Origin of the sequence: Burkholderia sp. BCC1972 (assembly GCF_905339605.1) — a bacterium.
Lineage (GTDB): Bacteria > Pseudomonadota > Gammaproteobacteria > Burkholderiales > Burkholderiaceae > Burkholderia.
On the sequence record NZ_CAJPGH010000031.1, the window covers coordinates 24558 to 37157 of the forward strand.

Here is a 12600-nt window from a genome sequence, read left to right on the forward strand (position 1 = left end):
GGCCGCCCGGCGGGCCGTTTCCGCTGCCGCGGCCGCTCAGCGGCGGCACGATGCGAGCGCGTCGCGGGCCTGGTATGCGGTGTACGTGAGCTGCGCGGCGGCGAGGCCGGCCAGCCCGAACGTGCGCGTGAGCCCGAACGCGGCGAAGCCGTCCGGCACCGGCCGGCCTTCGGCCAGCGCGGCGGCGAGCGCTTCGCCGGCCACCGTGGTCGGCGCCATTCCGTGGCCGCCGAACGCGATCGCGTGCCACACGCCGTCCGCGTCGCGCCCGATCTGCGGCATCTTGTGCCGCGCGTAGCTCATCAGCCCGCCCCACGCGTAGTCGACCTTCACGCCTTCCAGTTGCGGATACACGCGCAGCAGGTCGCGCCGCAGCAGGCGCGCGATCGCATCGGGGCCGCGGTCGAGCACCGAGATCCGCCCGCCCCACAGGATCCGCGTGTCCTTCAGCGGGCGGTAGTAGTCGAACGCGAAACGCGTGTCGTAGATCGCGTACGGCGCGTCGATCGCGTCGGGCAGCCGCGTGCCGAGCGGCTCGGTCGCGATCACGTAGGTCGCGATCGGCAGCACCGCGCGCTCGATGCGCGGCGACACGCCGCGCGCGTAACCGCCGCCGGCGAACACGACGTCCTTTGCGCGCACCGCACCCTGCGCCGTGCGCACGACGTACCCGGCGCCTTCGCGCGCGATGCCGAGCGCCGCCGAGCGTTCATACACGCGTGCGCCGCCGCGCGACGCGGCCGCCGCGACGCCGAGCACGTACTTGAGCGGATGGAAGTGGAACGCGTTCGGCTCGAACAGGCCGCCGTAATAGCGTTGCGTCTTCAGCCGCTCGCGCAGCGCGCCGGTCGGGACGGGTTCCCAGTCGACGCCGAGTTCGTTCTTCATCAGCGTGCGCACGCCGTCGAGCCGCGACGGGTCGTCGAACCAGTTCGCCAGCATCACGCCCTGGTCGACGATGTCGCAGTCGATTCCGTAACGTGCAATGCGCGTGCGGATCAGGTCGACCGCATCGACGGTGAGCCGGTACAGCCGGCGCCCTTCGTCGCGGCCGAGCGTGCGCAGCAGGTCGGCGTTGTCGAGGCTGTAGCCGCCGAACACGAAGCCGCCGTTGCGGCCCGACGCGCCGAAGCCGACCCGTTCGCTGTCGAGCACGACGACGTCGTGCACGCCGCGCTCGACGAGGCCGAGCGCCGTGCACAGGCCGGCGAGGCCGCCGCCGACGATGCAGACCTGCGTATCGATCGTGCCGGTCAGTTGCGGGTACGGCTGGCGGGTAACGGTGGCTTCGTAGAAGTTCTGCATGCGATTTCGATGATTCGTGACGGCGGAGAAACGGACGGCGCGCGTCGATCTTGCCTGAACGCGCGCGCCGCGTCGAATGGGGGTTGTCAGGGGCCGGCCGCCGCGGTCGGGCGGCAGCCGGCGCGAAGCGTGACGTCAGGCTTCAGGCGCCCGGCGTCGGGTTGGCCGGGCGCGCGACGTAGCCCGCGTAGCCGGTGTCGGCCTGCGGCGCGGTTTCGGGCGTCGCGTTGCGTTCGATCCACGGCGCGATCTCCATGTCTTCGTAGCGCACGAGGCGGCATTTGCGCACGAGCGCATAGCCGAGCCAGATCGCGAGGAAGAACGGCAGGCCGATGTAGGTCGCGGCGACGCCAACCCAGTCGATCTTGTCGGAGAGGAACGCCTGGTAGTCCTGGCCGAGCGCGACGACCGCGCACAGCGCGAACGCGAACAGCGGGCCGAACGGGAACCACTTCGACCGGTACGGCAGCTGGTCGAGCCGGTAGCCCTGCTTCAGGAAGCCCTTGCGGAACCGGTAGTGGCTGACCGCGATGCCGAGCCACGTGATGAAGCCGGCCATGCCCGACGTGTTCAGCAGCCACATGTACACGGTCTTGTCGCCGTACAACGACGTGAGGAAGCACAGCGCGCCGACGGCGGTGGTCGCATACAGCGCGTTGCGCGGCACGCCGCCCGGCGACAGCTTCGCGAACAGCTTCGGCGCGCGGCCTTCGACCGCGAGGTTGAAGAGCATCCGCGTCGACGCGTACATGCCCGAGTTGCCGGCCGACAGCACGGCCGTCAGGATTACCGCGTTCATCACGCCAGCCGCGAAGGCGAGGCCCGCGTGGCGGAACACCAGCGTGAACGGGCTCACGCCGATGTCGGTCACGTCGCTTTTCAGCAGGCTCGGGTCGGTATAGGGAATCAGCACGCCGATCACGAAGATCGCGAACACGTAGAACAGCAGGATGCGCCAGAAGATCTGGCTCACCGCGCGCGGAATCGTCGTGCGCGGGTTCTCCGATTCGCCGGCCGCGACGCCGATCATCTCGGTGCCCTGGAACGAGAAGCCCGCGATCATCGCGACGCCGAGCATCGTCGCCCAGCCGCCGGCGAACGGTGCGTCGCCGATCGTGAAGTTGCCCCAGCCGGCGCTCGGGCCGCCCTGCATGATCCCGAAGATCATCAGCAGGCCGACGCCGACGAACGCGAGCACCGTCAGCACCTTGATCAGCGCGAACCAGTATTCGGCTTCGCCAAAGCCCCGCACCGAGAGCGCGTTGAGCGCGAAGATCAAGGTGAGGAACAGCGCGCTCCACCAGACGCCCGGCACGTGCGGGAACCAGTAGCCCATCACGAGCTGCCCGGCGACGAGTTCCACCGCCAACGTCACGGCCCAGCTGTACCAGTAGTTCCAGCCGAGCGCGAAGCCGAAGCCTTCGTCGACGAACTTCGCGCCGTAGGTCGCGAACGAGCCCGACACCGGCATGAACGCGGCCATCTCGCCGAGGCTCGTCATCAGGAAATAGACCATCAGGCCGATCACCATGTACGCGAGCATCGCGCCGCCGGGGCCGGCCTGCGAGATCGACGCGCCGGACGCGACGAACAGGCCCGTGCCGATCGAGCCTCCGATCGCGATCATGCGCAGATGGCGGGCCTGGAGCGCACGGTGGAGGGACGGCTTCGCGGGCGGCGAGCCGGAAGGAAGGGGCGAATCGGGGCGGGCATCTGAATGCATGGCGGGCGCTGGGCGCTGTCTCCGGGATTGTTTTTCGGTGACGAAGCGCGACGCGTTGCCGGGCGCGGGCCGGGCAGCGGTGATACGGTGCGAAACGGGCCGGATGAACCGGGCCGCGATGCGTGTCGCGTTCGTCTGGCGTCCGGCTGCCGTAGCGGCGGCCGGCGGCGCGCCGGGTGCGCTGCACCTCGACGCCGCCCCGATTGTGTGTGCCCGATGCGCGGCGGGCAAACGATATTTCCGAACAGGGTGATGCGGGTTTGTCATCAACTTGAGTCGTGCCTCGACCTGTCTGACGGCATGGCTGCGGGCTTCGGATACGTCCCATATCGGGATGGAAACGCACGGGGTGGACTGTCGAGTTGTTGCGTTTTGAGAATGAAGTCGTGAGTTAATATCAATAGCGGCCCGACTTGTGGCCATCGACAATGTGTTTCATGGATCGTGCCTTGCGAGGCGGGTGTGCGCCGTCCGGCCGGGCTTCCGGCGGCGGCGCAGCGCGATGCGCCGTACGGCGCACCGGGCCCGCCGCGCGGCGCATCCGCTTGCACAGGGCGCGCGAACGCGCTCCAATCGAATCACGCGGGCGGCGCTGCCGCCGCACCGATCAATCTGTCCCTGAAGAGGAAGTGATGCAATTCAACGACATTCTTGCCGCGCTCGACATCGATCTCGCCCAGTGGAAAGGCAATGCGCTGACCGCGCGTTCGCCGCTCGACGGCGCGACGCTCGCGACGCTGGCTGTCGACACGCCGGCCGACGCGGAACGCAAGATCGACGCCGCGCACGACGCATTCCTCAAGTGGCGCACGGTGCCGGCGCCGGTGCGCGGCGAACTCGTGCGCGTGTTCGGCAACGTCCTGCGCGAGCACAAGGCCGAGCTTGGCCGCCTCGTCACGCTCGAGGCCGGCAAGATCACGTCGGAAGGCCTCGGCGAAGTGCAGGAAATGATCGACATCTGCGACTTCGCGGTCGGTCTGTCGCGCCAGCTTTACGGCCTGACGATCGCGTCCGAGCGCCCGGGCCACCGGATGATGGAAACGTGGCACCCGATCGGCGTGTGCGGCGTGATCTCGGCGTTCAACTTCCCGGTTGCGGTGTGGGCATGGAACGCGGCACTCGCGTTCGTGTGCGGCGATTCGGTCGTGTGGAAGCCGTCCGAGAAGACGCCGCTCACCGCGATCGCGTGCCACGTGCTGCTCCAGAAGGCGATCCGCGAATTCGAGAAGACGCATCCGGGCGTCGCGCCGGCGGAACTGAGCCAGCTGGTGCTCGGCATGCGCGATGTCGGCGAGGTGCTGACGGCGTCGAAGAAGGTGCCGGTCGTCAGCGCGACGGGCAGCGTGCGGATGGGCCAGGAAGTCGCGAAGGTGCTGAGCCAGCGTCTTGCACGCGGCATCCTCGAACTCGGTGGCAACAACGGGATGATCGTCGCGCCGAGCGCCGATCTGGATCTCGTCGTGCGTGCCGTGACGTTCGCGGCGGTCGGCACGGCCGGCCAGCGCTGCACGACGCTGCGCCGCCTGATCGTGCATCGCAGCCTGGTCGAGCAGCTGCTGCCGCGCATCGAGAAGGCCTACACGTCGGTGAAGGTCGGCAACCCGCTTGAAGAAGGCACGCTGGTCGGCCCGCTGGTCGATCGCGCATCGTTCGACGCGATGCAGAAGGCGCTGGGCGATGCGCGCGAGCAGGGCGGCGAAGTGAAAGGCGGCGAGCGCGTCGATGTTGGTCATGCCGATGCGTACTACGTGCGTCCGGCAATCGTGCGGATGCCGAAGCAATCGGCGGTGGTCGAGCGCGAGACGTTCGCGCCGATCCTGTACGTGATGGTCTACGACAACTTCGACGACGCAATCGAGCTGCACAACGCGGTGCCGCAAGGCCTGTCGTCGGCGATCTTCACGAACGACATGCGTGAAGCCGAGCAGTTCATGTCGGCGGCCGGCAGCGACTGCGGGATCGTCAACGTGAACATCGGCACGAGCGGCGCGGAAATCGGCGGCGCGTTCGGCGGCGAGAAGGAAACCGGCGGCGGCCGCGAGTCGGGTTCGGATGCGTGGAAGGCGTATATGCGCCGCGCGACGAACACGATCAACTACAGCCGGCAACTGCCGCTGGCGCAGGGGGTGAAGTTCGACGTATAAGTGCGGGCGCCTGGCCAGGGCGCTTCGACGGTCGAATGACAAGGGCCGGTTGCCGCGGAAGCGGTAACCGGCCCTTGTCGTTTACTGCGATGCGTGCGGCGCGCCGATCGATCGTGAGCGTACCCGCTCAACGGCCCACTTACGATTCGTGCCCCGTGGAGCCGTCGTTCGCCGGCATGTTCTGCACGACCAGCATCTGCGGGCTCGACAGCGTGATCCCGGCCGCGCGCAACTGCTTCAGGATCTCGAACAGCAGATCGCTCTTCGTCGAACTCGCAATCCGTGGGCTCGACACGTAACCCGTCACGCTCAGCGTGATGCCTTCCGGCGTGAGCTGGCTGAACGTCACCGACGGCGCCGGCTTCTCGAGAATCGCCTGGTGTTCGCGGTACGCGTCGAGCAGCAGGTCGCGCACCTGCTCGGGATCGGTGTTCAGCGGGAACGTCAGCACCAGCGTCGCGACGCCCTGCGTGCTGTTGCCCATCGTCACGTTGCGCACGTTCTGCGAGATCAACTGCGAATTCGGCACGATCACGGTCGAGCGGTCGCTCAGCTGGATCTCGGTCGCGCGCACGTTGATGCGGCGAATGTCGCCTTCGACGCCCGCGATGCTGACCATGTCGCCGACCTTCACCGGACGCTCGGTCAGCAGGATCAGCCCCGACACGAAGTTCTTCACGATTTCCTGCAGGCCGAAGCCGATACCCACCGACAACGCACTGACGATCCACGCGAGGTTGCTCCACCGCACGCCGAGGAGCCCGAGCGTCATCAGCACGAGCAGCACGTAGCCGACATTGGTGAACAGCGTGATCAGCGACACGCGCATCCCCGTGTCCATGCCGAGCGCGGGCATGAACTCGCCGTCGAGCCAGCGCCGCAGCGAGCGCAACAGGTAGAAGCCGATCGCGAACCCGATCACGGCGTTCAGGATCCGGTCGGGCATGATGTTCAGGCTCTGCAGCCGCTGGCTGCCGATCATCGCGACCGCGCTGTCGAGCAGGTCGCCCGGCGTCGTGCCGAAGCCGCCCGTCAGCAGCGCGATGGCGGCAATCAGCATCAGCAGGCTCGTGCCGAATCCGGACAGGACCGTGCGCGCCTGGTCGAGGTGGCGGTCTTCGAGCGCGAACAGGTGCTTGATCTGCTGGCCCGTCGACAGGCTCGACGAGAACAGGCTTTCGCTCGCGTCGCGCGTCAACTGGATCAGGATGTAGGTCGCGCACAGCACGATCTCGAACCACACGAGTTCGTACGTGATGAAGCGCGCGACCGTGATGTAACCGATCAGGAGTGCGATCAGCGATGCGATGATCGCGAGCGTGACGCCGGCATGGATCAGCCCCGCGAGCGTCGAGCGCTGTTCGGGCGCCTCGCCGGCCGCCGCAAGCGCGGTGCGTGCGCGGTTTGCGCGCAACAGCGATGCGCCGACTGTCAGCGCGACGACGAGCGATACGATGCCGCGACCGAACAGCGTGACCGACAGGCTGGTGTCGACGATCCGGTTGATCGATTCGAGCGTGCCCGACACCAGCAGCAGCGCAGCCAGGATGGCGGGGAACGGCTTCATCGCGAGCGCGACGGGATCGGCGAGCGCGGGCAGGCGCCACGACGGATGCTTCGTGCAGAGCAGGGCGCGGCCGAGCCCGGCGATCAACGCGCAGGTCGCGGCGAGCTTTGCGAACTGGTCCCACAGATCGGTCAGCGACGGCGTGAGCTCGTAGTGGCGCGCGACGGCGAGGTAGAGGATCTGAATCGCAATGGCCGTCGCCAGGAAGGTCGACAGGGCTGTCGTCAGCGCCAGCGCGCTGCGGCGCAGGCGGGTGTGCGGCAGGCGGTTCAGCGCGATCCAGGCGAGCCAGCGCTCGGTGAGCCTGCGGCCGCCGAGCCACGCCGCGAACGCGGCAATCAGCAGCAGCGTGGTGATCGCCCGTTGTCCGGGCACCCACGACGAACGCAGCATGTCGAACAGTTCGCCGTTGAAATCATCGAGCCGCTCGCGGTCGTCCGGCGACAGGTGGAACAGCGGCAGCCAGAACTGCGCGCTGAAGATGCTGCCCGAACGGAACGCGAGCTGGTTCTTCAGCAGGCCGCGATGGAGCTTCGCGAACTGCTCGGTCAGGTTCGTGAGGCTGGTCTTCTGGTCTGCCGCCTGCTTCAGCGCCGCATCGATCTGCGTCTTGCGCGCGTCGAGCGTGGCCCGTTGCTTCGCGACGGCCGCCGTTTCCGGCGCGGCGCCCTCGGCAGGCGGCGGGCCGAGCACGTCGAGTTGCGCCTGGATCTGCGCGCGTTGCGGCGTGAGATCGCTTTGCAGTTTCGCGACGTCGCTGCTCAGCTCCTGCGCCGAGTCGCCGAGCGCATCGAGTTCCTTGCTGTTGGTCGACGTCGAAGTCTGCTGCTTGATGCGGTCGAGCTCGACCTGCATCTGCTTGAGTTGCGCGACGGCGTCGTTCAGCGAGATGGCCGGCACGGGCGCGCCGACGCCGCTCGCGCCCGGGGCGGAAGCGGCTGCCGGAAACGCCGACGCGGTGGCGATCGCGGCGAACTGCAGCAACGCGATCAGCGCGATCCGGCGGGCGTACTTGGAGAGTCGTTGTATGGACATGGAATGCTTACGATTTGCCGACAATCTCGGATGCCGAAAGGCAGCCGGAAGCCGGTAGTTGGCCCGGTAGCATGTTACCGGGCCGCGGAAGGCGTGGTTGTACCGATTGCGTACCCCGTTTGTCGCGAAGCCTGCGACGCGCGTTTGCGCGCAACCCGACGGCAGGCCCGTACCGCCGGGCCTGCGCCGCCAGCGGCTGGGGGCGGGCAGCACCGGCGGGCCGGTCCGGTGCGTTATCCGTCCCCGACACACGGTTACGCAAGTTACACATTATCCCGCGCGAAAATGGGGTGTCCGAACCGCTTCGACGCCTGCTGCGCGGCTTGCCGGCGCGTACGCCGAACGGGGTGCCGGTACAATGCAGCGATTCGCCCGACGGCGGCTCGACGGTCGCCGGACAACAATACACAACACGACACGACCAGGAGACGCGCCCAAGATGGCCTCAACGGACAGCCTTCCGCAGGCAACAGCCCCATCCCCCTCCATCGACCCCGGCTCCATCTCGGCCCGCCTCGACCGCCTGCCGCCGACCCGCAGCGTCTGGAAACTCGTCGTCCTGCTGAGCCTCGGCTTCTTCTTCGAACTCTACGACCTGCTCTACAGCGGCTACGTCGCCCCCGGCCTCGTGAAAAGCGGCATCCTGTCGGCGACGACGCACGGCCTGTTCGGCACCACGGGCGTCGCGAGCTTCATCGCCGCGCTGTTCTCCGGGCTCTTCATCGGCACGATCGCGTGCGGCTTCCTTGCCGACCGCTTCGGCCGCCGCGCGATCTTCACGTGGTCGCTGTTGTGGTACACGGCCGCCAACGTCGTGATGGCGTTCCAGGACACCGCGGCTGGGCTGAACTTCTGGCGCTTCGTCGTCGGTCTCGGCCTTGGCGTCGAGATGGTGACGATCGGCACGTACATCTCCGAACTCGTGCCGAAGCAGATCCGCGGCCGCGCGTTCGCGTGCGAACAGGCGGTCGGGTTCGTCGCGGTGCCGGTGGTCGCGTTTCTCGCGTACCTGCTCGTGCCGCACGCGCCGTTCGGCCTCGACGGCTGGCGCTGGGTCGTGCTGATCGGCGCGCACGGCGCGCTGTTCGTGTGGTGGATCCGCCGCGAACTGCCGGAAAGCCCGCGCTGGCTCGCGCAGCAGGGGCGCGTCGACGAAGCCGATCGCATCATGCGCGCACTCGAGGCGAAGGTCGAGGCCGAGTACGGCCGGCCGCTGCCGACGCCCGCGCCGGCCGAACCCGTGCCACCGCGCGGCCGCTTCCGCGACATGTGGGTTGCGCCGTATCGCAGCCGCACGATCATGATGACGATCTTCAACGTGTTCCAGACGGTCGGCTTCTACGGTTTCGCGAACTGGGTGCCGACGCTGCTGATCAAGCAGGGCATCACGATCACGTCGAGCCTGATGTATTCGAGCGTGATCGCACTCGCGGCGCCGATCGGCCCGCTGATCGGCCTCGTGATCGCCGATCGCTTCGAGCGCAAGTCGGTGATCGTCGCGATGGCGGCGGCGATCGTCGTCTGCGGGTTGTTGTTCAGCCAGACGACGGTAGGGGCGTTCCTGATCATGCTCGGCATCGGCCTCACGCTCGCGAGCAACATCATGTCGTACAGCTTCCACGCATACCAGGCCGAGCTGTTCCCGACGTCGATCCGCGCGCGAGCCGTCGGCTTCGTCTATTCGTGGAGCCGCTTCTCGGCGATCTTCTCGTCGTTCGTGATCGCGGCCGTGCTGCGCGGCTTCGGCACGCTCGGCGTGTTCGCGTTCATCGCAGGCGCGATGGTGATCGTGATGGCCGCGATCGGGTTCATGGGCCCGCGCACGAAGGGCATCGCGCTCGAAACCATTTCGAAGTAGTCGGCAGGTGCGCATGCGTGTCGCCTCGTTTGTGCGGCATGCGTGCGATGTGGTTTCAATGCGGACATCGCATCGCCATAATGATTTGACATGCGAATTTATTATGCCGGAGCATGCGTTTCGTATCGAACGCACGGGCGCCGGGGGCCGCGCGCCAAACCGTCCAACTTATAAGCGTGACACGCAACGAAGCCGCAAACGGCAACGAGTTGAAACAAAGCGTGACGAAGCGAAAAACTGCCGTAGAACCGCGACTTTTGCCGCTGCTGAATCCTGCACTGACGCGTAGAATGAAGGGCCTGACGACTCATTAGCCGCCATCGGACCGCACGCGTTGCATCAGCGAACGGCTCCGCCGCAAAGAGGCGTCGGCGCCGGGCGCATACGATGCGCCGGACGTGTCGATGGCTCGCGCGGAAGATGCGCCGCTCGCAACAGCACCCTGCGGCGGCCGGATCGGCCGATGGCTTCGAACGTATGATCCTGTCCAGCCTGAAGCGGCCATTTGCGAAGCCGAACCGCCTTGCCCGCGCGGTAGCCATGTACGTGTGGCTCGCGGCCGCGCTGCCGATTTCCATTCTTGCCGGGCGGCCTGCCTTTGCCGCGTCCGACGTATCGTCGCCGGTTGCTACGTCATCCTCATCAGCTGCGTCGCCCGCGTCGGCGGCTTCTCATGCGCATCCCGCCTCGGCTGCGCATGCGTCGTCGGGCGCATCGTCCGCGCCTGCGGCGCCCGCCGCGTCACATGCGCATCCTGCGGAGCCGCCCAGCACGGCATCGGGCGCATCGGCTGCTTCCGCAGCGTCCGCCGCGGAACCGGCGTCGGCCGCATCGGCGACCGCGGCCAGCGAGGCTGAAGCACCCGCACCGACCCCGCCGCGTCGCCATCCGCCACTCTCGGCCGACGAAGCAAAGAACGCAACGGAGCGTGCGGTCGACATGCGCAAGCGCTTCATGCAGGAAGTCACGCGCCGCCTGAACGTACCCGCGAGCGAGCAGCGCGCCTACGGCGAGCGGCTCCAGAGAGCACTCGTCGACGCGGATCTCGGCGACCTCGCCGGCGAATACGTTGCGATGGTTGACCGCACGCCGAACGTACAGGCGCTCTTCATCTACTTCCGCGCAACACCGGCCAACGCATGGATGATGATCGGCGCATCGCCGGTCGGCACCGGGCTGCCGGGCAAGTACGATCACTTCCTGACGCCGCTGGGCGTGTTCCATCACTCGCCCGACAACATGGATTTCCGCGCGGAAGGGACGACGAACGAGAACGGCATTCGCGGCTACGGGCACCGCGACATGCGTATCTACGACTTCGGCTGGGTCGACGGCGAGCGCGGCTGGGGCAAGGGCGGCGTGTCGCCGATGCGCTTCCAGATGCATGCGACCGACCCCGACCGCCTCGAAGCGCTGCTCGGCATCCGGCACTCGAAGGGCTGCGTGCGGATTCCGGCGTCGCTGAACACGTTCTTCGACCGTCACGGGTTGCTCGACGACGACTACCAGGCGCGCGTCGAGGCCGGCAAGTCGCTGTGGGTGCTGCGCCGCGATCGCGACATCACGCCGATCGCAGGCCGCTACCTGGTCGTGATCGACAGCGCGTGCAAGGCCCGCCCGGCCTGGGCGCCGATGCCGGGGCGCAAGGCATGGTCGAAGGTGCCGAAGGGCGGCGACACGGCGGACTGATCGCCGGTACGCCGGCCCGGTGGAGATACAGGGATGAGAATAAATCCGTTTTATTGAACCATAACAAAAGCAAACTTTTATTATCCGATTCGGGTTCGTATAGTCGAGTCCAGTTTCGCGGAACCCTGCCGCGCCTGGACCACCACCGACCACACGACCCGCATGAAAACTCTCTACAAGCTCGCTCCGCTCGCGATGCTCGGCGCCTTCGCGACCCATGCCTGTGCGCAAAGCAGCATCACGCTGTACGGTCTCATCTCGGCCGGCGTCGGGTTCGCAACCAACCAGGGCGGCAAGAACGCCTGGCAGGCGCTGTCGGGCACGAACCAGAACCCGCGCTGGGGGCTGAAGGGCAAGGAGGATCTCGGGCAGGGGCTGTCCGCGATCTTCCAGCTCGAGAACGGCTTCAACGTGATGACAGGCACGGCCGCGCAGAACGGCCGCGAGTTCGGGCGCATGGCCTACGTGGGCCTTGCCGACCGCACCTACGGCTCGCTGACGTTCGGCCGCCAGTACGATGCGATCCACGACTACATCGGGCCCGTGATCATCGCGAGCAACGGCGTGAACATCGGCGACAACGACAACGGCTACAACGACATCCGCGTGCAGAATTCGGTGAAGTACGTGAGCCCCGTCTACTACGGGCTGAAGTTCACCGCACTGTACGGCTTCAGCAACGCGACCGGTTTTGCGAACAACAGCGCGTACAGCTTCGGGCTTGGCTATGAGCGCGGCCCGCTGCGCTGGAGCGTGGTCTATGCTCAGTACAACCATCCTTACAGCGCGACGAACCAGGACGGCGCGATCGCGAACGACTACGCGTCGCCGCTGCTGATCTTCAGCAAGAGCGCGATGACGCCGGCGGCGTACGCAAGCCGGCAGCGTATCGCGGGCACGGGCGGCTTCTACACGATCGGCCGCGCGCAGTTCGCCGCGATGTTCACCGACGTGCGCTACGATTACCTCGACAATTCGCACCTGCACCTGCAGAACCTCGGAGTGAACGTCGTCTACACGATGACGCCGCAGCTCTTTCTCGGCGCCGCGTATGCGTTCACGAACGGCAAGTACGACGTGATCGACAAGCGTCCGAGATGGCACCAGGTGAACCTGCAGGCCGACTACTTCCTGTCGAAGCGCACCGACGTCGCGCTGACGGTGATCGCGCAGCAGGCGGCCGGCGACGCGGACCATGCGCAGATCTTCGCGTACGCACGCTCGACCGGCACGCGCCAGATGATGGCAACGCTCGGCGTCCGGCACGTTTTCTGAGTTC

7 protein-coding genes are annotated in these 12600 nt (G+C 67.2%); 4 read left to right on the forward strand and 3 right to left on the reverse strand.

The window, feature by feature from the left end:
• Positions 1-36 precede the first annotated feature (36 nt).
• Positions 37-1305: an FAD-binding oxidoreductase gene (locus tag U5798_RS31615; RefSeq protein WP_322084275.1), complete on the reverse strand. Its 1269-nt coding sequence runs from the start codon at positions 1303-1305 to the stop codon at positions 37-39.
• A 142-nt stretch (positions 1306-1447) separates the two neighbouring features.
• Entirely contained in the window at positions 1448-3028 is a 1581-nt protein-coding gene (locus tag U5798_RS31620) for an amino acid permease (protein WP_322084276.1), read from the reverse strand.
• A 632-nt stretch (positions 3029-3660) separates the two neighbouring features.
• Between U5798_RS31620 and U5798_RS31625 the strand changes: the two genes are divergently transcribed.
• A complete protein-coding gene (locus U5798_RS31625; RefSeq protein WP_124456264.1) occupies positions 3661-5172 on the forward strand; it encodes an aldehyde dehydrogenase family protein in 1512 nt (503 codons plus the stop codon).
• Positions 5173-5311: 139 nt separating this feature from the next.
• Here the strand turns inward: U5798_RS31625 and U5798_RS31630 are convergent, their stop codons facing one another.
• Complete coding sequence (locus tag U5798_RS31630) at positions 5312-7774, reverse strand: DUF3772 domain-containing protein (RefSeq protein ID WP_322084277.1); 2463 nt, start codon at positions 7772-7774, stop codon at positions 5312-5314.
• Between the two features lie 439 nt (positions 7775-8213).
• Between U5798_RS31630 and U5798_RS31635 the strand changes: the two genes are divergently transcribed.
• The 3 genes from U5798_RS31635 to U5798_RS31645 all read left to right on the forward strand — a co-directional run bounded on the left by U5798_RS31635 (position 8214) and on the right by U5798_RS31645 (position 12596).
• A complete protein-coding gene (locus U5798_RS31635) occupies positions 8214-9632 on the forward strand; it encodes an MFS transporter (RefSeq protein WP_322084278.1) in 1419 nt (472 codons plus the stop codon).
• Between the two features lie 387 nt (positions 9633-10019).
• A complete protein-coding gene (locus U5798_RS31640; protein WP_322084279.1) occupies positions 10020-11321 on the forward strand; it encodes a hypothetical protein in 1302 nt (433 codons plus the stop codon).
• Between the two features lie 162 nt (positions 11322-11483).
• The gene (locus U5798_RS31645) at positions 11484-12596 is read left to right on the forward strand and encodes a porin (RefSeq protein ID WP_322084280.1); all 1113 of its coding nucleotides are present in this window, start codon (positions 11484-11486) and stop codon (positions 12594-12596) included.
• Positions 12597-12600: the final 4 nt, after the last annotated feature.